General features: G+C 60.0%; 34 protein-coding genes and 1 tRNA gene. 2 read left to right on the top strand and 33 right to left on the bottom strand.

Annotated features, from left to right (window positions below; all coding sequences use genetic code 11):
- Nucleotides 1–8 precede the first annotated feature (8 nt).
- The 33 genes from QFZ42_RS16715 to QFZ42_RS16875 form a co-directional block, all read right to left on the bottom strand.
- A complete protein-coding gene (locus QFZ42_RS16715; RefSeq protein ID WP_307702025.1) occupies nt 9–2,183 on the bottom strand; it encodes a lytic transglycosylase domain-containing protein in 2,175 nt (724 codons plus the stop codon).
- A gap of 14 nt (nt 2,184–2,197) precedes the next feature.
- Entirely contained in the window at nt 2,198–3,325 is a 1,128-nt protein-coding gene (locus QFZ42_RS16720; protein WP_307702026.1) for a hypothetical protein, read from the bottom strand.
- An 8-nt stretch (nt 3,326–3,333) separates the two neighbouring features.
- A complete protein-coding gene (locus QFZ42_RS16725; protein WP_307702027.1) occupies nt 3,334–3,876 on the bottom strand; it encodes an HNH endonuclease in 543 nt (180 codons plus the stop codon).
- The gene (locus tag QFZ42_RS16730) at nt 3,876–5,198 is read right to left on the bottom strand and encodes a hypothetical protein (protein ID WP_307702028.1); all 1,323 of its coding nucleotides are present in this window, start codon (nt 5,196–5,198) and stop codon (nt 3,876–3,878) included. The genes QFZ42_RS16725 and QFZ42_RS16730 overlap by 1 nt, the downstream gene beginning before the upstream one ends.
- Nucleotides 5,189–5,686: a hypothetical protein gene (locus QFZ42_RS16735; protein WP_307702029.1), complete on the bottom strand. Its 498-nt coding sequence runs from the start codon at nt 5,684–5,686 to the stop codon at nt 5,189–5,191. The genes QFZ42_RS16730 and QFZ42_RS16735 overlap by 10 nt, the downstream gene beginning before the upstream one ends.
- Nucleotides 5,687–5,938, bottom strand: a complete 252-nt coding sequence (locus QFZ42_RS16740; protein WP_307702030.1) for a hypothetical protein — start codon at nt 5,936–5,938, stop codon at nt 5,687–5,689. It lies immediately after the preceding gene.
- Nucleotides 5,935–7,338: a packaged DNA stabilization protein gene (locus QFZ42_RS16745; protein ID WP_307702031.1), complete on the bottom strand. Its 1,404-nt coding sequence runs from the start codon at nt 7,336–7,338 to the stop codon at nt 5,935–5,937. The genes QFZ42_RS16740 and QFZ42_RS16745 overlap by 4 nt, the downstream gene beginning before the upstream one ends.
- Complete coding sequence (locus QFZ42_RS16750) at nt 7,338–8,030, bottom strand: hypothetical protein (RefSeq protein WP_307702032.1); 693 nt, start codon at nt 8,028–8,030, stop codon at nt 7,338–7,340. The genes QFZ42_RS16745 and QFZ42_RS16750 overlap by 1 nt, the downstream gene beginning before the upstream one ends.
- Nucleotides 8,031–8,077: 47 nt before the next feature.
- A complete protein-coding gene (locus QFZ42_RS16755) occupies nt 8,078–8,395 on the bottom strand; it encodes a hypothetical protein (protein ID WP_307702033.1) in 318 nt (105 codons plus the stop codon).
- Between the two features lie 10 nt (nt 8,396–8,405).
- Complete coding sequence (locus tag QFZ42_RS16760; RefSeq protein WP_307702034.1) at nt 8,406–9,602, bottom strand: P22 phage major capsid protein family protein; 1,197 nt, start codon at nt 9,600–9,602, stop codon at nt 8,406–8,408.
- Nucleotides 9,603–9,660: 58 nt separating this feature from the next.
- Nucleotides 9,661–10,416: a hypothetical protein gene (locus tag QFZ42_RS16765; RefSeq protein WP_307702035.1), complete on the bottom strand. Its 756-nt coding sequence runs from the start codon at nt 10,414–10,416 to the stop codon at nt 9,661–9,663.
- 76 nt (nt 10,417–10,492) lie between these two features.
- The gene (locus QFZ42_RS16770; protein WP_307702036.1) at nt 10,493–10,723 is read right to left on the bottom strand and encodes a spike base protein, RCAP_Rcc01079 family; all 231 of its coding nucleotides are present in this window, start codon (nt 10,721–10,723) and stop codon (nt 10,493–10,495) included.
- A complete protein-coding gene (locus tag QFZ42_RS16775; RefSeq protein WP_307702037.1) occupies nt 10,720–12,915 on the bottom strand; it encodes a portal protein in 2,196 nt (731 codons plus the stop codon). Before QFZ42_RS16775 ends, QFZ42_RS16770 begins: the two co-directional genes overlap by 4 nt.
- Before the next feature lie 35 nt (nt 12,916–12,950).
- Nucleotides 12,951–14,288, bottom strand: coding sequence for a phage terminase large subunit (locus QFZ42_RS16780; RefSeq protein WP_307702038.1), 1,338 nt, complete (start codon nt 14,286–14,288; stop codon nt 12,951–12,953).
- Nucleotides 14,285–14,719, bottom strand: coding sequence for a transposase (locus QFZ42_RS16785; protein WP_307702039.1), 435 nt, complete (start codon nt 14,717–14,719; stop codon nt 14,285–14,287). The genes QFZ42_RS16780 and QFZ42_RS16785 overlap by 4 nt, the downstream gene beginning before the upstream one ends.
- A 103-nt stretch (nt 14,720–14,822) precedes the next feature.
- Nucleotides 14,823–15,116 (bottom strand): hypothetical protein, encoded by a 294-nt coding sequence (locus QFZ42_RS16790; protein ID WP_307702040.1) that lies wholly within the window; start codon nt 15,114–15,116, stop codon nt 14,823–14,825.
- An 86-nt stretch (nt 15,117–15,202) separates the two neighbouring features.
- Nucleotides 15,203–15,385, bottom strand: coding sequence for a hypothetical protein (locus tag QFZ42_RS16795; protein WP_307702041.1), 183 nt, complete (start codon nt 15,383–15,385; stop codon nt 15,203–15,205).
- Between the two features lie 209 nt (nt 15,386–15,594).
- Nucleotides 15,595–15,677, bottom strand: a tRNA-Arg gene (locus tag QFZ42_RS16800).
- Between the two features lie 212 nt (nt 15,678–15,889).
- Complete coding sequence (locus QFZ42_RS16805; RefSeq protein WP_307702042.1) at nt 15,890–16,267, bottom strand: hypothetical protein; 378 nt, start codon at nt 16,265–16,267, stop codon at nt 15,890–15,892.
- Between the two features lie 202 nt (nt 16,268–16,469).
- Entirely contained in the window at nt 16,470–16,814 is a 345-nt protein-coding gene (locus QFZ42_RS16810; protein WP_307702043.1) for a hypothetical protein, read from the bottom strand.
- Nucleotides 16,811–17,416 (bottom strand): recombination protein NinG, encoded by a 606-nt coding sequence (locus QFZ42_RS16815; protein ID WP_307702044.1) that lies wholly within the window; start codon nt 17,414–17,416, stop codon nt 16,811–16,813. The genes QFZ42_RS16810 and QFZ42_RS16815 overlap by 4 nt, the downstream gene beginning before the upstream one ends.
- Nucleotides 17,413–17,604 carry a hypothetical protein gene (locus QFZ42_RS16820; RefSeq protein WP_307702045.1) on the bottom strand — a complete coding sequence of 64 codons (192 nt, stop codon included), beginning with the start codon at nt 17,602–17,604 and terminating at the stop codon, nt 17,413–17,415. Before QFZ42_RS16820 ends, QFZ42_RS16815 begins: the two co-directional genes overlap by 4 nt.
- Nucleotides 17,601–18,023, bottom strand: a complete 423-nt coding sequence (locus QFZ42_RS16825) for a recombination protein NinB (protein WP_307702046.1) — start codon at nt 18,021–18,023, stop codon at nt 17,601–17,603. The genes QFZ42_RS16820 and QFZ42_RS16825 overlap by 4 nt, the downstream gene beginning before the upstream one ends.
- Complete coding sequence (locus tag QFZ42_RS16830) at nt 18,020–18,214, bottom strand: hypothetical protein (protein WP_307702047.1); 195 nt, start codon at nt 18,212–18,214, stop codon at nt 18,020–18,022. The genes QFZ42_RS16825 and QFZ42_RS16830 overlap by 4 nt, the downstream gene beginning before the upstream one ends.
- On the bottom strand, nt 18,211–18,381 hold the full coding sequence (locus QFZ42_RS16835; RefSeq protein WP_307702048.1) for a hypothetical protein: 171 nt from the start codon (nt 18,379–18,381) through the stop codon (nt 18,211–18,213). The genes QFZ42_RS16830 and QFZ42_RS16835 overlap by 4 nt, the downstream gene beginning before the upstream one ends.
- A complete protein-coding gene (locus QFZ42_RS16840) occupies nt 18,378–18,911 on the bottom strand; it encodes a helix-turn-helix domain-containing protein (protein WP_307702049.1) in 534 nt (177 codons plus the stop codon). Before QFZ42_RS16840 ends, QFZ42_RS16835 begins: the two co-directional genes overlap by 4 nt.
- A 1-nt stretch (nt 18,912) precedes the next feature.
- A complete protein-coding gene (locus tag QFZ42_RS16845; RefSeq protein WP_307702050.1) occupies nt 18,913–19,875 on the bottom strand; it encodes a DnaB-like helicase C-terminal domain-containing protein in 963 nt (320 codons plus the stop codon).
- Between the two features lies 1 nt (nt 19,876).
- Complete coding sequence (locus tag QFZ42_RS16850) at nt 19,877–20,215, bottom strand: hypothetical protein (RefSeq protein ID WP_307702051.1); 339 nt, start codon at nt 20,213–20,215, stop codon at nt 19,877–19,879.
- On the bottom strand, nt 20,212–20,913 hold the full coding sequence (locus QFZ42_RS16855; protein WP_307702052.1) for a hypothetical protein: 702 nt from the start codon (nt 20,911–20,913) through the stop codon (nt 20,212–20,214). Before QFZ42_RS16855 ends, QFZ42_RS16850 begins: the two co-directional genes overlap by 4 nt.
- Nucleotides 20,914–20,915: 2 nt before the next feature.
- Entirely contained in the window at nt 20,916–21,161 is a 246-nt protein-coding gene (locus QFZ42_RS16860; protein WP_307702053.1) for a hypothetical protein, read from the bottom strand.
- Nucleotides 21,158–21,523, bottom strand: coding sequence for a hypothetical protein (locus tag QFZ42_RS16865; protein WP_307702054.1), 366 nt, complete (start codon nt 21,521–21,523; stop codon nt 21,158–21,160). Before QFZ42_RS16865 ends, QFZ42_RS16860 begins: the two co-directional genes overlap by 4 nt.
- Nucleotides 21,524–21,819: 296 nt before the next feature.
- Complete coding sequence (locus tag QFZ42_RS16870) at nt 21,820–22,125, bottom strand: hypothetical protein (RefSeq protein WP_307702055.1); 306 nt, start codon at nt 22,123–22,125, stop codon at nt 21,820–21,822.
- A 1-nt stretch (nt 22,126) separates the two neighbouring features.
- Nucleotides 22,127–22,375: a YdaS family helix-turn-helix protein gene (locus QFZ42_RS16875; RefSeq protein ID WP_307702056.1), complete on the bottom strand. Its 249-nt coding sequence runs from the start codon at nt 22,373–22,375 to the stop codon at nt 22,127–22,129.
- A 71-nt stretch (nt 22,376–22,446) separates the two neighbouring features.
- Between QFZ42_RS16875 and QFZ42_RS16880 the strand changes: the two genes are divergently transcribed.
- Nucleotides 22,447–23,025 (top strand): helix-turn-helix domain-containing protein, encoded by a 579-nt coding sequence (locus QFZ42_RS16880; RefSeq protein ID WP_307702057.1) that lies wholly within the window; start codon nt 22,447–22,449, stop codon nt 23,023–23,025.
- A 221-nt stretch (nt 23,026–23,246) separates the two neighbouring features.
- A complete protein-coding gene (locus QFZ42_RS16885) occupies nt 23,247–23,936 on the top strand; it encodes a hypothetical protein (RefSeq protein ID WP_307702058.1) in 690 nt (229 codons plus the stop codon).
- Nucleotides 23,937–23,941 lie beyond the last annotated feature (5 nt).

Here is a 23,941-nt window from a genome sequence, read left to right on the forward strand (position 1 = left end):
CTAAACGGTCACTGACTACCGGCGACCGGCGCGGCCCGGTACAGCAGCTTTTCCACCTCCGGGCTGCGAGCGAACTGAAGCAGCCGATTGCTCTGCGGCGTTCCAGTGACAGCGTTCTTCACCATGTTGCTGTTGAGCAGCATGTTTGCCCCCCTGCCAGTCGCCATGCCTGCCGCAAGTCCTCCGGGGCCGGTGAGCCCAAGGGTCAACGCACCAGCGCCAACCCGCTGAGCCGCACCATGCGCCCCTTCCCGGCTCTTCAGGAATTGGGCTGAGATGTCGGCAAGCTCCTGAAGCTCAGGGTTGTTGATGTTCTTCATGTTCGCCAGGCGGCCAATGGAAATTCCGCCTTCCGCCCCGTTTTGCGCGATCTTTTCGAGCGAGAGCATGTTTCCGTACTGCTGGCGGACGGTCTTGAACGCCTCCGCTTCAGCCGGGCCAAGCGAACGATTCAGCGCCTCCATCAGCTTTTGCTTCAGGTCGATGGCATAGAACGCTTCCGCGCTTGGACGCTTGCCGATGCGGTCAAGAGTCTTCTTGATGTTGTACGCGGCCTGCCCGTCTATGTCGCCCGTCTGCGTCGCCTTGGCGAGGATCTCATCGACTTGGTTCTGGATGATGCGAGCGCCGTCCGAGCCAAGTTCCTTGCTCGCCATCTGAGAGGCATCGGCGAGGTCATTTAGAAATTGCTGATCGATCTTGACCGTGTTTTGACTCAGAACCTTGTCGAACTTTCCTCCCAACTCATCCCCCGCCTTCCGCAGCGCCTGCGTGACGTTGGGCGAGTTCTGACCAAAGGTCCGAGAGACTGCCGTGTTCAACTGGTCTTCCATCTTCGACATCGTCGCGGTGCGCCCGCTGCCTGGCACATAGTCGAGGCTCGAAGCGAGGGCGTTCAGCGGCTTGCTGTTCACCAATCGATCCGCAGGGATGTCGATGCCGAGATCCGCCGCACGGTCGGCGAGAGCCTTTACCTCGGGCGCCATGCCTTTGCCGGCGATAGTGCGCCCAATAGCTCTGCCAGCCGTCCCAATTGCCTGCGTGGCTACAGGGAGAGCACCCCCGATGAGCGCGCCAGTGCCAGCGGTTTCCGGGTCCACGAGCCCGGCAGATGCGGCGCCAACTGTCGCCCCTGCGCCTGCGCGCGTAAGGAGGTTGCCCACTGCGGAGCCGCCAGGCTGGCCAAGCGTCATGCCTCCCGAGCGAAGCGCATTCACGACCTTCGGCCCAGCTCCGGCGGCTTTCGCGCCGGCTCCGAGGACGTTGCCTGTGCCAGCAGTGCCCGCGATTTCTGAAGTCAGCTTTCCAGCGCCGTAATTCAGGGAACTCGTATCGACTCCCGCCGTCTGCAAGCCTGCGTCCATCTCTGAGCGGCGCGCCTTGTTCGTGGCAAGCAGCGGTCGCCCTGCCATGGCGTCTTGGATCGCATCGCCTGGAGCAAGTAGCGTGGCGCCAATCGATCCAGCGCCACGAACCAAGCCGCCTGCCAGATCCTTGGTTCCCTTTACGGCGCCGCCGATGAAGCGTTCCAAGCCGGAAGGCTGACCGGCAACTGGCTCAAGCGCCGGCGCCGGCGCTGCTTCAGCAGTAGGAGCGCCGACCTTCAGCTTCTGATACGCAGCAAGCAGTTCTTCGTCGCTCATCCCGCCGTAGGGAGACGCAGGCTCGGCAGCGTTGGCCGAAGGAATGATGGCGTCCGTTACCGCCTTGCCAGCAGCCATGATCGGATTCAGTGGCTCCTTGGGCAGCCGCGCGGCCACCTGCTTCCCGTACTGGAGCGTGGTGGGAGCGTTGGGATTCCGGGGGTCTGCGACAGCAACGCCCCGGCGAGCCTTCTCAAGTCCACCAGGGCCACCGTAGTAGCCCGCGGCGGTAAGTGCAGGGTCGCCCTCGGCTTGTTCGTAGAGTTGCTTGACGTATCGAATTCCGGCTCGGGCATTGTGCGTCGGGTCATTGATGTCCCAATCTTTGTCTGCAACGCTCTTGAAGGTCGGCGGGATGATCTGCATGCCACCAACAGCGCCAGCGTTCGAGGTCTTCGTGTTCTTGCCGCTGCCCGATTCCTGCTGGTAGATGCTGCGGGCGATGTCTGCGACTTTCCCGGTGACGCCCTCGGCAGCAAGCGCCGACTCGAAAGGGTCTTTCGCGGTCTTGTACGCGGCCATCAACTCCGCGTCGGTCATGGACGCGAAGTCTTTCATTTCAGCAGCCCCCGGCGCTTGAGTTCGGCTTCGAGGCCCCCGAGGTCAGAAGCCAACGCGGGCTTGGCAGTAGACCCGCCCCCTACCATTCGTTTGCGCGCAGCGTCCATATCTGCCGTGATTCGAGCGACGGAATCGCGGAACGCCTTTTCGCCCATTTTCGGGTCAAGCGCGCCGACTGCTGCGGTGAGCTTCTTGCCTTCTGCATCGGACAGTGCGCCCATGCCCTTGAGCTGGGCGACCATCGGCAGGAAGGCTTGCGACTGGAAGGTGTTGAGTTCGGCTTGGAAGTTGGCGGAATCGGAGCCCGGCACGGTTGGCAGTGCGCCCACAAGGCCGACAGAGCGCGAGAGTCCGGGGTGCTTACTGAGACGGTCGAGCGTGCCCAGCATCGTGTCGAAGCTCGCGATCTGGCTGGCCTTGGTCAGGTTCGTCGTCTCGTCCTTGGCTTCGCGCTTCAGCTTGTTCTCTTCCACCTTCGTGGAGTTGAACTCACGAGCGCGTGCGTCTGTCATGTCCGCGGTGCGTTGGGAATTGGCGAGTGTCGCCGCGTTGTTCGCGGTGGAGGTCTGCGCCTGCAGCACCGAATTTGCGTTCGGCGTGGTGTACTCCCTTTCCTTCCATTTCTGCTCAAGTTGCTCCTTCACCGTCATCGCTTGGGCGCGCTTCTGTTCAATGAGTGCGGGATCGTACTGAGCCGGCATCTGTGCGGCGGCTTCGGGGCCGAATGCCTCCGCTGTTTGTTGCCGAGCGATGTCCCAGGAGGCTTGATCCTTCACGGGGCCAATAATCCGCGCAGCAATATCGTATTTCTGAATGACCGCCTCGTACTTCGCCTTCTCACTCTCGCGCGCGGTCTTGGCCTGCGCGGCCTGAAACGTTTGCGCCTCTTGGGCACGCTTCCCCAGACCCGCCGAATAGAGCTTGTTCGGCAACTCTTCAGGCTTAGCGCCAGAACGAAGCACGTTGCGGTATGCGGCGTCGTCTTCTGATTCCTGCCGCAGCGCGTTGAGCTTGTACCGCCCGGCCTCACGCTGCATTTGCTGGTCTTCTCGGTCAGCAGGAGACATGAGGGGCGTGACGCCCTTGCCGAGCTGAAAGATGATCGACGGGTCTAAAGGCATACGTTTCCTTAGAGCAAGAAGCCACGGCTTTGCATGAATTCAACGGGGTGCTTGGCGCCCTTCGAGCAATTGCACGATTGGCACAGCAACTGAAGATTGCCGATCTCAGATCTACCGCCTGCTTTTATCGAGACAATGTGGTCGATGTGATATGCGCTTGAGATGTCGGCATGGCAGACGACACATTTGCATTTTTGCGTCTTCATCAGTTTCTGCACATGCTCGACGATGGATTTCGCCTGAATGCCAACTGCCAACTTGCGTTTTGCTCTGTTATAGAGATACACGGCATCTCGATTCCGGTCAATCCAATTGGCAGCCGACGCCTTGGCTTTTTCGGTGCGCGACCACGCGCGCTTTTTCTCGGCGTATTTTTCCTGATTCTTGTCGCGCCATGCCTTTGTGAGAGTCCATGCGTTGATCTTCTCGCATGCCTTGCACTGACTCTTGTGCCCACTTGGCCGGTTTGCACGCTTCCCAAACTCACTGAAAAGTTTCCATACGTCGCATTTGCTGCACGACCGGCCCTCGCCTTTCTGGATGGCGCGCATTACGCGGTCCATCCTCTCTGGGTGTTCATGTCGCCGATGGAGTCGGTCGCGCCGGTGTACCCGGTGTAGCCGCTATACCCGCCTCCTTGTCTGGCAAGCAGATTGTTCCAGCCGACCGCACTATTGGGGTTGCTGCTCGAATTGAATGCATTGGCAATGGAGTTGGCGCCTGACACGAGCGCGTTGCTGCTCGCCACTTGGCCGGCTGCATTGGCGTTTCCTGCGGCCATGACGTTGTTGCCCATCGTGGTAGCAGCCTGGTTCCCCGCTGCACCAACCTGAACCGCCGAGTTCTGGCCGATCTGCGACTGGCCCGTTAGGAAGTTGTAGATGGTGTTGCGGTTCTGGTTGTACGCGCCGAGGTTGGTATTCCACTCGTTCTGCCGACGATTCAGATTCGTGCTGTATGTGCTCAGGTTGCGGTTGTAGGCGTCGTTGAACTTCGTGCCGGCGTAGTCCTCGTTGAAGCGGGAAAGCTCCTTCATGGCTCCGCCAGACAGGAAATTGCCGCGCGATGCCTGGCCGCGCTCGATGCCCTGCGTGCCTTGGTCGAGGCCGAACTTGTAGCCGGGGTCGGAAGCTAGGTTTTCGCCTGTGAACGAGAAGGCCGGCCCCGAGTCGAACTCTTCGCCGTTGCGGTATGCGCGTAGCAGAGAGCCGTATGTCGGGTCCGCCTGGGCTGCAGCGTTCTGCGCGTTGACCTCTTCGTAGTACTTGGCAATGGCAGCGTCGAGGCCCTCGTAGTCCACTTCGGAGGACGGCCCTGCCTGCGTCGTGCCTGGCATCGACCAAACATCACCATGCGTGCCGTCATTGTCTTGTCCGTTGCCTTGGCTCCAAACCGCCCCCTCCGGGGCGTAGCCGAGCAGGCGATTCCGGCGCTCTTTGTCTGTTTCCTGCGGCCTGTTTTGGAAGTACTCGGCAGCGCCGCCCGCACCCAAGGCGTTGACCGCTTCTTGACCATTGCGGTACTGAGGTGCCGATGCTCCGCCACCATTCGGCGCGGCAGCATTGCGCGTGAATCGAGCCGTCAGTTGCTGACGCACTTGATCCGGCGTGAGGCCGGTTTGCAGGCCCATCGACGTGACGCCTGTCGAGCCGGCGCCACCGAGCCCAAGGTACTGATTGAGGCGATTTTGTGCCGCACCGCCAGCTTGCACCCACGGCGCTAGATCCTGGCGCAACTGCATTTGCTGCATCATCTGCATGGCATTCGCCTGCTCTGACGATCCAGACTGCGCAGACGATGCGCCTTTCGCGGCGTCCATCTGCGAGATCGTGCCAACGGCAGCAATACCCGCGCCAACCCATGCTACTGACATATCAAGTCCTCCGCGTATTCTGTGGTGGCGACTTGCGCCTCGATCTTCTCGATGTCGGTTTCATCCGTTCGGAAGACGTTGATAAAAACGGTGTCTTCGTGGGCGTAACCCACCTTCTGAATACCTGGCTGAGAGACGGCCACATGCCCAGCCTGGAACCGTCCCGCGCCTGTCTCGGTCAGCACCGATATATCGCCCTTGGCAACGATGTTCACGCACTCTTTCAGGTGGATCTTTCCGACCAGGAGTGAGCCTTTCGGAATGAACAGGGTCCGTGTGTAGACGCCATCAATCAACGTGTGTTGCACGTCGAAATCGCGCTGTTCAGTGGGGGGGAGATCGAGAAGGCTGCTCGTCAATGCGCGGATCTGTGCCCGAATTGCTGCGGGCGATTGGTCCGGCACGTTGAACACCACTTCCCCGTCCTTCAGCACGAGCAGCGCCCCCGGCTTCGTCATCGCGAAGCCGTTGCCGTAGGTGACTTTCATCTAGACCGCCGCACCCGACCCGTCATGCCAGACAACGGGATTGATTGCGTGCAGCCAGATCGGCTTGCCAAGCGTGGTGTCGTAGTAGGTGCGGCCCACCCAAAGCAACTGGTCGGGGCGGTCTGCAGTGGGGCCGCTCTGCTGTACGGAAAGCACGGCCCTGTGCGTGCGCGCGAGCCATTGCATCCATGAGGGCGTCCAGTTGCCGGCTTCGTCGAACGGGGCGCCGCCCGGTAGGTCGTAGGAGGTCATCGCGTGAATTCCCCCCAAGCCTCAATAAATACTGTCTTCACAGGATCGGTGACGCGGAACTTGAACACCCAGTCACGGCCACGGCCAAGGCGATTGAAAACGGCGCGGGTTCCGTAGCGGCCAATCTTTCCGATGTCTACCCAGACCTCGTTCGACCAGGTGTGCCCGCCGTCTTTGCTGTACTGCATCATCAGTTGCGGGTCGGAGCCCTGGCCGGTAAGCAGCCCTACCCCACCTTCCATCTCAAGCCACAGCTTCGAGAGGAATGAATAGTTGCCCGTGGACTGGTGGCGAGAGATGAACTCCCGCGCGATGGACTGCCCATCATCGGTGTAGACGCCGTCCTCGAAGAGGTACAGCTTGCCGTTCTCGTAGTCCGAGACATAGGACTTCTCAAGGAAGTTTTGCTGGATCTCGGCGCGATGGCGGCCAACCGCGGACTCGGCTTTGTGCCATTCCTTGCTGAGGCCGTCATAGACCCACGATTCGTTCGCTGACGGGAAGTTGATCTGGTAGAACGGATGCCCGCTCACCATGTACGCAAACCCGGTAGCGTTCGACACCGCCGAGTACTCGTTGAAGATGAAATCCATTTCCGGGTTTGAGACGGGCACTGCGTTGTAGCCGGACAAGGTGCAAACCTGCACTGCGCCCAGGCGGTTTTTGCGCAGGAAGATGATTGAGTCCATGAACTTGCACAGCGACCAGCGCGCGGCAAGGCCCCACTCGATAGCCGCGGCGCCTACACGGGCGAACGGGAAGTCGAGCGCGCCGGAATCGCTCCAGAACTCGGTCGTGTCAGGGCCGAGAAGCAGGATCTGCCCGTTGTCGGCAATGACGCGGATCAGGTTGTCAGGGTTGGACTCGGCTGTTGCGAAGTCGAGCGCTGTCCAGGTGCTGAGGCCATCGTATAGACCGGACACATAGAAGCGCCCGCTGTTCGGCTTTTGAACGATGAAGTAGCCGTTCAGAAACGTGACCGTATCGGCGCCCGGCCAATCGGGGTCGGTGATCTGCACGAAAGCCAACGTCGAGGTGTTGTAGACGTACCCGTTCGTGCCATCGACGATGATGATCTGCGTGCCGTTGTCGGTGATGTCCACGCGGCCCGCCGAGGTCAGCAACGTGCCAATATTGGTCATCGTTCCATCGTTAGTGACCTTCCACAGCGTGAAGCGGTTCACGACATACAGGACATCGTCCTTCTTCCACATGCCGCGGCTCGGGTACGCGCCGAAGTTCACGAAGGTGGTAAGGCCCGGCGTCGGGTACAGCGTCAGGCTGCCCTTCTCGCCGTCCTGGTGGATCTCGGCGTAGAGATTCGTGCGCTTTTGCGACGAGACATTGCGCGACTTGCCGAAGTTGCCAAGACCGAAGAGGGGGGTTGGCTGAAGAGGCACTATTCCCCCGTATAGATGTTGAACCCACGAGGCACTGCGTCTGGGAACTCCAGAAACATCGGCGTGAAGTTCGTGCGCTTGAGCTTCTTCTTCAGCGTCGAAGCCTTGGTGTGCACCGAGATGTGGATGTCGGCACCGAACTCGGGCGCCAGGTACTCGGCGAGGTTGTAGACAATGGCGTTCGTATAACCAGGCGGGAGCGAGACGACATCCGTCAGCGTGGCGAACGTCGAAAGCGGCTTCCACGACCACAACTTGAGTGTTGCGGCAGTCGCTGGCACGGGATACAGCGTCACCGAGGCATCGGGGAAATTCGGGGTGTAAAGCAGGTACTGCGGGATGCTGGAAGCAAGCGTCTTGAGCGTTACCTGGTTGTATTCATCGAGCGTCACCAGTTCCAGCGGATAGCTGATGCCGTTGATTTCCAGATAGGTGCCGGGGTCAATCGAAATTGGCCGGGCCGTAACGGTGGTGCCAGTCGGGCCAACCGTGTATGTCGCAAGCGCTGGCGTGAGCGTGATGGAGTTCAGCGTTGCCGCATAGATCATCAGGTGCTCGTTCGCCCAGTCTTCCAGCATCGCATTCAGGGACACAAGTCCGTCCGCGGCTTCGACATCGCTCAGGATCTCGCCCGTGCCATAGACTTTGATGATGCGCAACGCGCGGGTCATCAGATCGAGAGCAGTTGCCATTTCAGTCCTTTAAGAACAAAGCCCACTCCGAGGAATGGGCTTGAGTCTTAGGCGACGACGCCCGACTGCACAGATTCAGGACGTGCGTAGCGCACGAGATAAACCTGCGATGCAGTCGGAGTGATGCCGGAGCCGGTGAAGTTGCCGAAGGTGATGGCCAGCGTGTCCGCAGCGCTCACCCGTTCACCGAAGATTGCGAGACCGGCTTGCGCGGTCGGCTTGTTGACATCCACGAAGTCTCCGACCTTGAGGCCGGGAACGGTGAACGTCTGTTCTGCCGATGTGTTGGCGGCGATAAGTGCGGGCGACAGAGTCACCGACACCGTACCGATAGCCAAGAGGTTCCCCATCAGAATCCCGCTCATGGCTGGCTCCTTAGTTGCTCAGGATGCGAACGGCGAGCTGAGGACGGATCGTCTTGTAGCCATACAGCACGTCCAGACGGCACGGGAACTTGTCGTTCACGATGTCGTACTGACGAACGATCCGCATGGACAGGCCGTCGTAGACCTCGCGAGCCGAGAAGTCCACGCCCTTGGGCATTTCGAGGTCGGCAGAAGCGAAGGAGAAGGCATTCTTATGGAATGCCAGCGACGGCTTGTAGACAGCCGCAGCTCCGCCAACCTTCACGATGGCCGCACCGTTGGGCATACCGCCTGCAGTGACGTTCTGACGACCGGTCGTGGTGTAGATCGCGGGCGCGAACGTCAGCGAACCGGCGCCACCGGCATAGTCGGCTGCAACGACGAACTGCTGCAGCACCCCCGTGTCGGCCTTCGTCTCCGGGTGCACGCGGTTGCAACCAGCCACCGTGAACACATCGCCCTTCTTGAAGGTCGTTGCGCCCACTGCGACGGTCACAGCGGCGGTGCCGTTCACCGTGATCGCGCCGTTCACCGTGTAGGTCGTGGCGGAGAGCGCCGTACCGGTCGTCTGCGAGGCAAGCAGCGTGTTCTCGTAGATGGTGCCGAAACCAGCCGTGCGGCCAACCATGCCTTCGCGGTACTGCTTGGCGATCTCGGACGAGTCTTGGAACAGACCCTTCAGAGCGTCAACCATGTCCAGGTTGTCCTGGGTGTTCAGCAGCAGCGTGCGATCCGAGCCAGGGGTGAGCGCATCGACCAGCAACTTGCGCGCGGTGAGCGCCTTGTTGAAGTTCAACGGAGCGCCAACGTTGTTCACCGCCTGGTACACGTCGAGCGCCATCGACAGCGCGTCGGCTTCCATGGTGGAAGCCAGAACGGCCATTGCAGGCTCGATGATACGTTCCGAGAAGTCGTCGAGGTTCAGGGTCAGATCGACCGAAGTGAAGTTCAAGTCAACGCCCTTTTGGGTCGCGACTTGCAGGGTCGTGCTCTGTTCCGTGGTGTCCTGCGCTGACAGGGTTGCGCCAGTGCGAACGGTGTATTCGTTCGGCAGGCGGATCTTCAGCGAATCGCCGATCTTGGCGCCGGACTTGGCGAACGAGTCGTCGTACTGGCGGTTGATCGAGCCGATGAAGTTCAGCTTCTGATGCAGGATCTGCAACGATTTGCGCGTGATCTGCGCGGGGGTGAGGAATGCGTTGGCCATGATTCTCTTTCGGGAATAAAAAAGCCGCCTCAATGGGCGGCCTTCTGGGGTCGTGGAATTACCTTCGCTGTGCTACCCGCGCCCGCTCCTTGCGCATCCACGTTTCAATGTCGTCGTCATCGCTCGGAAGAGGCGATGCTGCGGACTTGCCACGGGTGCCCACCGGAGTGATGGGATCGGGTGCCTTGCTCGGGCTTGCCTTGGGTCTTGCTGCGATCTCCGCCTCGATTCGAGACAGTTCACGCGCGGCTCGCACGGGACTCAGTTGCGCGATCTGTTCGGCCTTGGCAGGGTTCTTGCCGAGGTAGTAAGCGACATCGGGGCCGTGTTCCGAATCCATGATGAATTCGGCCATCGCCTCGTTGACCGACAGAAGTGGGTTCTCCACAACCGCCGCGAAATCGACGTAACGCTCCTTGGCTTTCTCAGTACGCTCATCGAATTGCTCGCGCAACCGCTCGTGCTGTTCTGCCTTGGCTCGTTGTTCGAGGATCTCACTCGCCTTCTTCTCGGCCAGGTGCCTTACCTGGGCTTCTGAGTACGCTTCGTCGTCTCTGAATTCGTCACGCTTGGGCTCTACCGCGACAATCCGTTCCCGGGCTGTCTGTTCGGCGTTTCGAGCCTGTCGGCGCGCTTCCTTCACGAGTCGCCGTTGGATCAGGGCATCCACCTCTGCTTGGGTGAAGACCTTTTCCTTCTCCTGCTCTTTGTTTTCCACGTCCCCTTCGGCGGCAGTCACCTCGGGAGTGTTCGACACGGGTTTATGGTCGTCCGTTACGACAGTCGATTGCTCGACGACTTCTTCGTTTGCCAACTAACTCTCCTTGCAGCGTCTCGCGACGGATGCTTAGAACCCTGTGAACGCACAGGTACGCGGGCTGAGCCCGGTGTTAACCGAACCGGATGATCCCGGTCGCGGTGGTTCCAGTTGAGCGGATCTTCTGGAATGAGAGTGCGTAGTACACACCTGCGGTGCACACGGGCCAAACGGCGTTCGTGCCGTCAGCGAATTCGAAAGAGACCGCGCCCGTGACGCCTACGCTGAAGCCGACACCCACATTGGGCTCGGAGTCGGATGCGGTGACAGCACGGAATTTGGTCGGGTTGTCTGCGGTGTTCATTGGGGCACTTCGCTTTCAGGCATTGGCATGCCGCCATCCATGGGCGGCTGCTCGGGTTGTGGCATTTCCATCGGCGGTTCAGGTTCCGGCATCGGCTCGGGCTCGCGCTGCTGCATGAGGTTGGCGAGCGCCATGGCTACGGCCTGATTGACCATCTCTTGCACGTCGCCTTGTCCCGCAGCGGGATTGGCCGCCGCGGCGCTGTCCTGCGCCTTCTCGATGGCGAGCAGGGCGTTGGCCTTGTCCGCATCGATCTCGGCCTTGATGCGCTTGCCCTCTTCCTGCCAAGCCTTTTGCTGGGCCTTCTGGAGGTCCGATTTCGTCTCTTGCAGCTCGTTGCCCATGGTTTCCATTTGCTCGGCAACCTGCATCATTCGCTGCTGCATTTCTGGTGGGATCTGCGGCTGTTCAGGCTGGCCACCCTCGTCCTTGCTGATCTCGGCCTGAATCTGCGGCGGGAGCATGAGGCGCATGCGCTTGGCGAGTTCTTCGGCACCAGGCCAGTCCATCGACTTCACCATGAGGTCGCCGGCCACTTGCCACATTTCCGGGTTGCCTTGCGCAATGGCAGTCATGGCTTCGGTGGCTTCCACGCGGCGGGTCGAATAGCTCGGGCCAGTCGTCGTGTACACGTCATACAGCCCGATGTTCGGGTTGAAGATGCGCTTGATCTCGTTGTTCTCGTCGCGCACTTCGGTGAACGCTTCCGGGTGATCGGGGTCGAGGATCGCGTTCGCTGCCTCGCCATCTTCACCAAGAATCCGCGCCACACGCTTGGTGTCGTAGATCGCAGGGATCATGTCGAGGATGATTCGCCCGATGTGACGCACCGCGCGCCCAAGGTTGTCCACGTAGTGATACGTAGCGTTGTCGCCCTCACGCTGGCGAGCCATGATGGCCTTGCCGGATGTCTCGTTCGACTTCTGGCCCAGCGATGCGTCGTACTGCCCGGTTTCGGCCTTGATGTCGTCGGATGCAGATGCGGCGATTTGCGCGAGGCCGGTTTCGACGGTCGCAGGGGCGGTGCGGTTCGGTGCGGGAATCGGCTCGCCGGCCTCATCCTTGTGGTTGAACGGCAGGAACGAGTGATTCGCTGTGTTCGCGGTCTGCCATACCTTCTCGTAGCCCTCAATCGCCTCAGCAGGCGCAACCCACGGCGATTTCGGGGCCTGCATCACGCGCTCGACGATGGCGGTCTGCGCGATGTTGTACATGCGTTGCGAGTCCTTCGCATTTCGCACGATGCCGCTGATGTAGTTCTTGCCGTCTACCTCGTACTCATTGCCGACGACACGGGCAACGGGGATGAAGCGCGAGGGAAAGACCTTGCCATCGTCGCCGCCTTCGAGGATCTGCTGCCCGTTGAGCTTGCGCCAGCGGCATTCGCACTTCATGACGCTGCGCTCTTTGAGCGGCTTCTCGACGGCCATCACGGATTCGGGCCGCTCTTCGTCCTTGAACGAGGTTTCGCCGTTGGCCCAGAGGCAAAGCGTGGTCTTCTTCTCGACGATCTCGAAGTACTCGACGACGCGCACCTGTTTGTCGCCCGGATACCACTCGGCATCGCTGGCGTACTGCCAATCGATTGGATCGGCATCGGGATACTGGGCCTTGAACTCGTCTTCCTTCAGGTCTTCGTCGATGAAGCACCACTTCGCATCCGAGCCGGCAGGGTCGATGATGTCCGGGTCCATGTGCACCCGAAACGGGTTCTTCACCCGCTTGATGTAGATGTCCTGGTCGAACGACTCGTCGCTGATGTAGTCCGCAATGACGCGGATGTAGCCGAGGCCCGAGGTCACTTGGTGATCCGCTGCAGTGTCGTAGGCCACATCAGCGTCGGAATGCGCCTCAATGTGACGGGCCAAGCCCATCAGGATCTCAGCCGTCTCAACGTCTGCCTTGTCGTCAGCAGGCCGGTACTTGATCGACGGCCTGTTCTGGCGGATGTCGTTCGTGACCTGGCGGATGTGCTGAGGCAGCTTGTTGATCGTCAGCATCGGGCGGTTGTTCTTCCGCTCCTTGCGGGTCGCCTCATCCCATTGCCACGGGTCATCAGGAGACGACGCGGCAAAGCGAATGTCCTCCTTCATGCGCTCAAGGTTCTCTGACTCGCGGCTCAGCGCGTACTCGAAACGCTCCTTCGCCGTAGCAAGAACCGTGTCTTTCTTGTCAGCGTCTTTGGTTGCCATAGGTTAGGGGCGCTTCGCAGCGATGCCTTATTCGGTTATGCGTTCATCCAGGAGCCGGATGAATCGGGGATTGTTTTCAGCGGACTCTTCTCTTTCTTCGCCCGAACGATGCCCGGGAAAATCTCTGCGAGAGCCCATATAAGTGCGTCGGCTCTGTTTGGGCTGTGCTCGCCCATGTAGCCGAAGGTGGAGAACGCTGTCAATTCGTCCTCCAACTCGTTGAATTGGCCAACGTGCCGGATCTTTCCTTGCTCGTACAGGGCACTGAATGGCTCTGCTCGAACCGCTTTACCGCGGCTTGCCGTCACCATCTTGAAGTTGGTTCTAGGCCGCGCCACCTCAATCGTCTGCTTCACCATGGCGCCGCCGTAATTCACCTCCGCGACCACGACATCCGCACTGTGCCGTTCAAACGCGCCAGTAGCCACGCGGCCCCAGACACCAGGCCCGGCCTTCAAGGTGCAGTCTTCGAGCACGTATCCATTGCCATCTGTTCCGAGTCCTGCCACAACAATGCCGATTGCATCGTTGTCTGCGTTGTCCACATCATCGGACCCAGAGGGGTCCACAGCAACGACCACGCGCACCATGTCTGGCAATGCGCCGTCTGTCACGCGCCACTTGTCGATGTCCTCTTCGTGGAACAGCTGGTTTGGCGTCGCATCGGCGAATTCGCCCTTCAGGAAGCGCTTCTGCAGCCGCGCACTCAGGTTCTTGAGCGTCTCCAGGTATCCAGCGGAGACGTTCTCTTGGTTGTCCTGCGGGTTGATCTGGAACGCCGCATAGTCGCCAGCGTTCGGGACTGGCTGCTTCGTCTCCGGGTCGCGCTTCTCTACAAACAACCTGTAAGCCCAATGCACTTTGCTGGGCGGGTTGCAGTCGTAGTACATGCGAGGCTTGAGCGGGATGGACTCCTTGCCCTCGATGACCTGCATGACTTGCTGCGCCAGGCGCGTGACAGCAATATCTCGCGACCCTTGGGGGATCTGGCTCGCCTCGTTCAGGTAGATCGTGACGAACTCCATGCCCAGAATCTTTTCGGTGCGCTCCTTGTCGTCCAACCCGCCGATCCAGATCTGCGAGCCGTTCTCGTACTCAAAGATCGTGTCCGTCTTGTTCAGGTGGTACTTAACCCCTGGAAACGCCAGCTTCATGACCTTCGGCAGCGTGTCCATAACAATGGACGCCTTGGCCGCATTGAAGCGGAACCGCAGGATCACATGCCGCGAACCTGGCGACTTCAGCGCTCGCATCACCACGTTGCGCACCAGCAGGAACGTCTTGCCCGACCGACTGCCGCCGAACAGCATGCAATGCGTGGCATCTCCCGCCAGCACCTCCTGTGCAGCGAGCTGCCTGGCCGTCAGCTTCACAGGCGTTCGTCGAGGGGCGAAGCCGACACCACAACAGGGCCGCCATTCGCGCCGGTCAGTTCAACCGCCTTCGTCTCGCGCCATTCCTTCGGCTTCCTGTTCTTCAGCCAGAAGATTGCCGCGGTGGTGTCAGGTGGGTAGTACTTGCGGGTTGGCGTCTGCACAATCGCGTTCGCGACCACCCGAATATCCACTTCGTCGTGCTCGTAGCCGTTCGCACGCGCAAACAGACTGCGCTCCACGCGGTCATCAGCAACATCCTTGCCAGCTTTTAAGGCCTGACAAAACGCCTCGTGCTCCGCTTTCCAACGGTAGAGCGTTCTGACTTCGATCTCCAGGAAGTCAGCAACTTCCATGTCAGTCGCCCCGAGTTTGCACAGCTTCTCAGCTTGGGCAATGAACTCCTCTTTGAATTTTGTTGGTCGTGCCATAGCTGCCTCTCGGCCCTTGGAAGCGTCCAAGTACGGTTTGAATGAAAGAAGCCCGCCGATCTTTCGAGGGCGGGCTAAGGGCTGGTGGTCAGCCTTGGAGAAATTAGTCGGACGACCCGCCGCCGATACACGGATTGCGGGCGTTCATTGCGTGCGAATCATTGAAACTGCCGCCAGTCGCAGCCGCATGCGCATGCGCAGCAACTTGTCGTTGAACGACCTCTTGCCTGGCTTGCTGCGAAGATGCCCCGATTTGCTGTCCGGATGCTTGCTTGACGCCGTTCGGGTCGCCCATCACCCAGTAATAGGCGTTCTTGGCTTCTGCCACCGATCCGCTGCAAATCTGCAGACATTGGATGCGGATGACTTGGTCGTTGTTCAGGGTTGGTGTTTCCATGTTAGTTCCTGGTTAGTTAGTTCTGCCCCTCGGGGCCATTCCCGGAGGTTCAGAGCCACAGCGGCCGGGTCCAACAGTGATAGGTACTAGGTCAGCCGGTCGATCACATCGAGCAGCTTCTTGTTGGCGGTCAGCAGGGTTTGGATGTTCCCGTGCTGAACGTCTACGAGGTCAAGGAGGCTTTGGATCAGCCGCACAACCTCGGTGGGCAGGTTGTCCAACTCCTTCTGCAGACTGTTCATGTCTGCGATGAAGGAGGCGGGGTGCATGGTCTTTCCTTGAGAATGAATGCGGCTGGCTGCTACGTGCGACTTAGGCCGGGCCCTACTGGAAGGTTCTTTGCCGGCTACCAATTACCTAGGCCAGTTCAGGCCGCAATAGGTGCTGGGCACGAGCCCGAAGCATGTAGCTATAGGGTGGTGGCTCGGCCCAAACGCGAGAAAGCCGCCGAGGCGAACCTGAGCGGCTTGAATGTTGATGGAGCAGGCAAGGATTCGAACCTTGCGCGATTTCTCGACTGGCCCCGTGGGCGTGTGCCTTACCAGACTAGGCTACTGCTTTGCCCATCAAGTCAGCCCTCCGAGCACGGCAAATGCAACGGCCCCTCCGCTCTGCCTTACGGCGCGCGGTGCTCTCCGATTCTGAGCTAAAGGCTGGCTTGATGGACCGCTTCCCCTCCCCGCTGACGCCTATGCATCCTCACGGAAAGTTCGATTTATGCGTCTGCGCGGTCGATTGCGCGCGATCCTACACGATGTTTCTTTCGTGTGCAACTACTTTCTTCGGTTCACGAGCATCGTCCTGCCGCCATGGACAAGCGCGGCCAGAACCTCGTAGGTCACGGCCAGTTCACGGGCGGCCACTGCCGGCGAGGTCTTCATGACGTAGCTCCACCGAATGGCGTCCCGGTTCTTGGCTGGCAGATCGGCCACGGCTTTCTCGATCACATGCCCGTCGAGTTGGTCGAGCGGGTCGCTCAGTTCGGGGGCGTGCCACTGACGTCCGTGTGACTTGCCCATCTTCCAGATCGGACCCATCCACTGCGGGCGGCGGACTGAGACGTAGCGCGCCCAGTTCTCCAGCCTCTTGTGAATGGCGTAGTGCTTCGGGTCCACCAGGTGGAAATCGATCGGTTCGAGTCTTGTTTTCATCAGCATGCAGCCCTCCGGCAGTATTCGCAGTGGTGGATGTAGGCTTTCAGAGGTGCGCCGCAACCCTTGCAATCTGGTGCTGGCTTGGGGCGAGGCAGGAACTGCACGTCGTTGGGGTGACTGACCTGGATGATGCCGCCCGGCCTCAGATCAATCAGGTCTCTGTTTAGAGGGTTGTGGATAAGCGCGAAGTATTCCCACATTACTTACCCACCTCCAGTAACGATGGGTCGAGGATGGGGAATGGTTCGTGCTTGAATGGCAGCAGGCCCTCCGTATCGAACGGCTCGCCATTGGCTGCAGCGTTCAGCACATCGAGCCACGCTTCCGGAAGGTTGCACTCGGCCCCCAGGCCGGCGTAGCAGGTAGCGGCCAGAGCACGCAGACGTTGGACCTCCGCCGCCATGGGGCTGGGGTTCTCCTCGAATGCGACCGCGCCGTCTTCTTCGCACCGCATCCCCCAGTGAACGCTGTAGGGGCGGTTGCAATGGATACACACTGCGTCCATGTCGATGGATGTGTCGTAGCGGTCCAAAAAGCCGGTCATGCTTGTTCCTTCCGTAGTTCCTTGAGCTTCTGCACATACATCGCCTTGATGGCGATCAATTCGTCTCGCTCCCACTTGTGGGGCACGTTGCTTGCCTCCAGGGCTTCAACTGCGGATAGACCGATTCGGGCGATGAGACCAATGCGGTAATCAACGGCTCGCCCGGCCCCGTACCTATTGCAGTGTTTTCGTTGCGCGTGAGCGTTACGAACGTCGAACCGAAGGTGTGAAGCTGATCCCACGCTTCGGTAATGGCCGCAGTCAAAAGCGCCTCCGACACTGCCCGTTCCAAGAGGCTGTCCGCAGCAGATACAGGGTTGGTCACGATCTCGCTCCCTTATGAATGCGTTGAAAGCCGTCTGCGCCTCCCTGACGAGGTCGGGGATGCGCTTCTGCTCCACCCGCCTCTGCCGATCAATCGCCCTCTCCACCTTCGCAGCCATCCGCGCTTGCTTCTCGGCCTTCCTCTGTGCCTTGGCTTCCTGAGAGTCGGCATAGGCAGGGATGCATGCGGGGTGGATGCGGCGATGCTGGGCGCGGTCCTCTTCGGAGAACTTCACCTTGCAGTGAGGGCAGGTTGTGCGGAGGCGGGAGAGGGTCACGGCAGGAATCCAATCCGCGCCTTGGGTGCCGGTTCGACGGCCTTCCCGGTCACTTCTTTGACGGCCTCGTGAAGCAGCCGGATCGCTTCGTCTTCGTGCGTCGGGTCGTTTGACACGGCGTGTGCAGCACCAGACATGCCGAGCAGGCTTGGCTCGGGCCAGTAATCGTCGGAGCGGATGATGTTCATTCCTGCCCGTCCATCGCCGGAACCGGCACGCCATGCATAGCGCAGAACGCCAGCGTGTATTCGATGAGGCTTGCCCCGCGCTTGATGCTCATGAGGGCGGTGCTCTCGCGGATGTTCACGAACTCGCCTTCGAGGCCGGGGATGATCTCGGCGCCCTCTTGCGTGGCGACGGCATGCCCGGACACGAGCAGCACCTTCCATTGCGCCGCGGTACGCTTCTTGCCCTGCCACTCAACGCCGGTCTTGGCGACCTCGCCGGCCAGCTTGTGGAAGAAGCGGTTCTGCCCTTCGGTGCGGGTTTCTTCCTTGACCGTGAGCCGTAGACGATGCCCAGCCATCAGCAGCGCCTTAGCTTGCATCCATGCGGATTGCATGGCGGTGTGGCCTTGCTGTGCGTTTACGAGGGTGAATGTGGTCATCCGATCACCTTTTCCCGCTTCGCCACCGTCTCAGCCGGCGCCTGGGCGAACTTGTTGAAGCGGCACACGTTCTCCGACGAGAACGAGCGGCCCGGGTTTTCGTCGGCGTTGAGAGCGCGGCATTTCCCGTACCCGTAGACGCGCAGGGGCGAGTCCTTGAGGGACCAGTTGGAGCAGTTGAGGCAGTTCATGGTTTGTAGACCTTCGCCTCGACGCACTCAAAACGGCCGGTGCTTGCCTTGTCGATGCGCGCGCGGGCTTCTTGGCAATCGGTCGGCGAGACGAATCGCTCGACAACGCGTGCCGGGGCGTAGCTGGTCCCTGATGCGATGAGCAGCCAGAGGGTGATCGTGTTCATGCCATTGCTCCCCATGCAGCCTGAAGCGCCGGCTGACGTTGGGCGATGCCCAAGATCATCGGGTCATGCTTGAGCGACGCGGCGACGATCTTCTGCACGAGCTGGAGATCAGCGTCTTCCACTTCCCGGCGGCCTGCGGCGGTGAGCCGATCAACTTGGCGCCTCTCGCGGCGGCGGTCGAGCCTGGCAACGCGGATTGCCTCTCGCTGCTCGTCGGTCATCGGGCGAACTCCGGGAGAACTCCGGCCGCGGCGTTCGAGTTCGGCCTTTCTTGCAGCAACTGCGGCCTTGGCCTCTACGCGCTGTTTCTCCAGCCGGACAAGTCGCGCCGTGTGCGACCGCAACCACTCGGCGCCTTCCTTCGTCATCTGGTACGGCGTATCCATGGCTCCGACTGCTTTCCGCTTGCGCAGGGATTGCAGCGCATCGTGGGTCTGCGCGACGGTGCAGCCGGTACGCTCGGCCATCTGGTTGACGGTGAGCGGCACGCCTTCGGCGAGCATGTTCAAAAGGGCTAGGGCTTGGCTCATCTCAGTCCTCCGGGTGCAGGTATAGGGACAGCGGGTCTTCGCCGCACACACCGAGGTACTGCATCGAGTCCTTGTGGAACCACAAGCCAATCTTTCCCTCCCACTCGCCGTGTCGTTGCTTGTCGCAAATCAGGAGCGCGTCGGGTTCGCCGTCGCTGACTTGCTTGCCGTCATCGCGGGCCTTTTCCTTGATCTTGTTGCGCCAGACGCTGATGACGTTGTCCACCTGATCGGTGACGGAGCCGGAGCCCTTGTAGTCGTACTTCGTGGGTTTGTGATCCTCGTTCGCCGGCTTCTTGATGTGGTGGACGAGGTGGATGTGGATGCCGTAGTCGCGGGCAATGGCGGTCAGTTCGTCCACGATCCGCTTCTGGCCGTTGTAGTCGTCCTCTTCAGCAACACACTTCATGAGGCTGTCCACAAAGAAGTGCGTGATGCCGCGCTCCTTGGCGCAGTAGCGGACCACGGCGCAGACCTGAGTGGCAGACACAGTGCCCTGCTGGTCGTACAGCCACAGGCGGCCATTCGTCCAGTCGCGGAACTGCTCGTACAAGTCGATCATCCGGTTTTGCGCTTCTTGGTGTCCACGGAAAGCGGGGTGGTCCGGGTTCTCGCCAGACCACTGTCGGCCCATGCGCTCAAGCGTCTTCATGGGCTTCATTTCGAAACTGGCGATGCACACCTTCTCGCCTTGCGCACAAAGGGAAAGCGCGATCTGCCCAGTGACAAGGCTCTTGCCCTGCCCGTTGGCGCCACCCCATACCGTCACCTCGCCCGGTCGGAACTGGACCAGTTGGTGTGTCTTGCGCCAGGGCATGACGGCGCGCGGCTGGATGACGGGCGACTTGATGCGGGCGATCAGTTCTTCGACCCACAGCGCGGCCGGCTTGACCTTCTGCTTGTGGTCGGTTTCCTTCTCGTAGCGCTCGAAGTCGATTTCGTCTTCGGTGATGATTTCGGCCATGTCAGATTCCGTGAGTGAGTAGTTCGATGCCTTGCGGCGTGTAGATCGAGGTGATGACGCGCTTTGCTTCGGCGTCGATCAGTGCGGCATGGATGCGACGGGCGCGGGCCTCGCCGCGGTCGCCGGCAACATGGACTTCCAAGCCGATGCAGCACCGGAAGTCCAGCGCTTCTGGGATGTCGTTCGCCGCAACGGACAGCACGGCATGGCGCTGCATATCGGCATAGTTCGGTTCGTCGTTCCAGTCCCGCTCACGGGTGTCATCGCCATCCGTGACCCAGACGCAGCGCGGCACTCGGCGAGTCCGGCGCATGGCTTGAAGGGCTTCGAGGCCGGTCATACGAATGACTCCTGATGCGCGGCCGTAGCGGCTTCTTCGGCGCCTTCCCATCGGCGCTGGTTGAGGTAGACCAGCGGCGCGGGGATGAATTCGCCGCTGTTCTTCGTCCAGCTCGCCGACAACTTCAGGCTTTCCACATGGGCCAGGATCCCCGCAGCGTCACGCTCAGCGCTCGCCTTTTTCCAAGCGTCCAGGCATTTGCCCTTGGCTTGTTTCCGGTCAGTGATCGGCCATGCTTTCCAGAAGTCGGCGAAGCCAACCGGAAGGTCATCACGCGATTCGTCGCGTGTATCTCCTTCCTTTCCCTTCCCTTCCCTTCCTACCTGTGCGTCACTGTCGCGTGGTTGACGCGTCGTGACGCGTGCCTTACGCGTGGTGATCGCGACAGGTTCTGGCAGGTTTGATTCGCTCTCGCGGGGGTTAATGTGTTGGTGTGCTTTGAAGGTCGGGATAACGCCGTAGCCTTCGCCGTACAACACCACCAGGCCCGAATCGACAATCTCCTGGCACATGGCCTGGATGTCGCATGCATCGCCGGGGAAATAGCGCAGCTTGAACGTGAGCGGCTTCCAAGCAAGACGCCCCTCCTTGTCGGCCTCGCACCAGATTGCGATGTACAGCAAGCGTGTGAGCGGGCTGAGGCTCACAATGTCTTCGCTGGTGAAGAACTCGGGCTTGATCGTGCGGATACGGGCCACTGCTATATCCCACCCAACCGGATGGCCTGGCGCCGATGAAACGACTTCTCGCCAGCGGCTTGGCCTTCAACCGGGTAGCAGTAGCGGCGTGATTCGGTGCTGCGGTCGATGCGATGAGGGCGAAGCTGGGCGCCTACGGTGCTGGGGGTGCCGCGCCAGTTGAAGACGCTGGTCTGCGCGGGCTGATGCATCCAGTCTGCGGTTTCGTCCATGTCTGCGACCATGGAATCGGTGAGTTCAGTGTTCATGCCAGTCCCGCCTTCTTCATGAGCGCCTGGAGTGCCGCCATTGCTTCGGGCAGCGCCTGCAATGCAGCCGAGTTCTCGACTTCGGGCTTGTGCAGGAACTTCGCCATCAGGTAGTAGATGGGCGTGTAGTCCTGCGTCTTTTCGAGGTAGAGCTCGAATTCATCGACGCCGAACTTGCGCTGCGATTCGTCGCTGAGTTGGTTGCTCAGGTTGCCGGGCGACTCGTTGAGGTCGATGGCACAGGTGGAAAGGCCGCGGCGATAGATGCCAGCGCCGATGCAGTCACGAAGGTTGCGATGCCGCTCGATGAGGCCCGGCTCGAAGTCAATCGTGAGCTGCTTTTTCTCTGGTGTGAAATTCACTGAAAACACCTCTTGTCAGTCGTTGTCACTGGCGGGGAAAAAAATAGGCGGCATATGCAACACGTACACACCGCCGCCTTACTCGGGCTCGCCGATCTGCTCGTTAGCGCGAGCAATCCAAGTGCCGCCCGCCATCCAGCAAGGCATGACGATGAAGACAAGCCAGATGCCGAGGAAGATCAGGAAGGCGTCCATGGCGGCTCTCTAAAGGGGTGCCCGCCCTCTTTCAAGGAACAATGCGAGTTCCACAACACGCATGCTCTTGAAAGGGGCCGACAAAATGGACGAGGAAGAAATCACAAAGCGCCTCCTTCGGTTGGAAGCGGAGATCCAACTGCAATCAGATGTCTCAGCGACGTATCGCTCAGTGCTCTTCGGGCTGCTTCATGTGCTTCATTTGCACGGCATACCGCTTCGAGATGTGATTGCGAAGATCGAATCGACTGCAGCTTTTGGGCAGGCAGCATTTCAAGCAGCTCAGCCGAAGATGCTGGAAGCCTTCCTGGATTCGCTTCGGCAAATAGACGCTGCGCTTCAATCAAAGCAGTCTGGATAGCGGTCTCAACCACCAGTTGCGCGGCGAAGATTTCGAACTGGCCCATCTCAGGCCTCGGCTTTCTGCTTGGTGCGCTTGCGAGTGCCCCACGGGAAAACAGGGCAAGCCTGTTCGCGTGCGATGCCGGTGAACTCTTCGAACTTCGCCGCGTGTCGCGGGGCTACGAAGCCCTGCCGGCGCCAGTCGTTCACCGTTTGTTTGGAGACATCCAATGCGACCGCAACGGCGATCTGTGAGCCGCGGCGCTCGAATAGGGACTCAAGAACTGGATTACGCATGTCCTGAGTATGGCTCACCCCAACTCTTTAGGTCAAGTTCAACCGTACCAATATTTCGGCATGAAGAAGCCTGTCCTTATGCTCCGGGCATGGTAAGTAATCACAACTTCGGGTTTGGCGCACGCCTTAAAGAGGCGCGACAGAAGGCAGGGCTCAGCGGCACTGAACTGGGCAAGGGCGCGGGCGAGAACGGCAAGGACGCGTCAAAGGCATCCGTGTCCGATTGGGAAAATGACCGCCATTACCCCAAGGCGGACCAGCTCCGTGTCATATGCTTAAAACTGAATATAAGCTCTGATTATTTGGTCTTCGGGGATATAAAGGCAGACTTGAACCTGATTCAGGCCGAAACCACTATCCAAATGCTCACTCCCGACCAGCGTCGGGCCTTACTTGCCAAGATGATGGGCGAAGCTGCGCCGGACTCAGCAGTAGAAGCAAAGATGCCAATCACCCGAACGCCTCCGATGCCATCCCCCATCCATGCGAGTAGTAAAAAGCCTGACAGGGAAAGCACCAAAACTGTGAACGATTCACATACTGATACTAATGAAAAAGAATCCAACAGTTTCAGAGAGTGGGTGACCAAGGAAAAGGATGTGGCCAGTGGGCATAGTGATTCCGTTGAAGGCGCCAAACCACGGCGCCAGCGTGCAAAAGGCCGTTGACGAGATCGGGCAGAGAGCCCGGTACTCCGGCACACGCGGACTAATTTGGATCATGGAGCACGAGGACGGCACACAGACGACTGGTGTGTGCGGCTCCTTCGACTCAGATCTGGACAAAGCGGCTGACGCTATAAAGGCAGGCTTCTCCTGCCTTCTGGGCCACTCGGCCTGCACAGACACCGATTCAAAACTGCCGCGCAGGCTGCGCAAGGAGTACAAGGATGAGGAAGAGCACCATTGCGGCGCTGTCGCTTGCAATATGCGCCGGTAGCCTGGTTGGCTGCGTCACTCCAGGTAGCCAAGTGCGGCGCACCCCATCTCCTGGGGAAATCCTGGCGAACGACCCAACCACTGGGTGCATGAAGCGCTTGTCGGAGGACCCTTACATCATCACCCACTTGGCCGACAAAACCGGCATCGGGAAGTCGGGACAGCCAACTCTGCAGATGCTCACGGACAAGTCGAGGGCAACAGGCGAAGAAAAAGAAGCTCTGAGCGCATACAGCGCCGCCAGAGATCAATGCCTATCACTAGGGGCGAACTATCGCCGGGCAAACATGCCAGGCAATATCGTGTTTGATTTGGAGAGCAGCGGCCAGCGCACCACCCTGCTCCTGGCCAAACTCTACGCTGGAGAATTGACCTATGGCGAGTACAACAGCGCCAGGCTCGAAAACATGCAGAAGCTGAGAGGCAACTTAACTGCAAGCGACCAACAGAATGCTCAGGCACGGGCCGCGGACGAAGATCGCCGCAGGGCAGATGCTGGCATCGCACTCCAGAACATGCAGAACCAGCAGATGCTGCTCCAACAACAGCAGCAACAGCAGCAATTGATGCTCCAGCAGAACCGCCCAAGGACGACTAACTGCAACAGGCTGGGGAACCAGATGAACTGCACGACTTACTAGCAAGT

The sequence above is a fragment of the Variovorax paradoxus genome, from assembly GCF_030815855.1.
GTDB lineage: Bacteria > Pseudomonadota > Gammaproteobacteria > Burkholderiales > Burkholderiaceae_C > Variovorax > Variovorax paradoxus_M.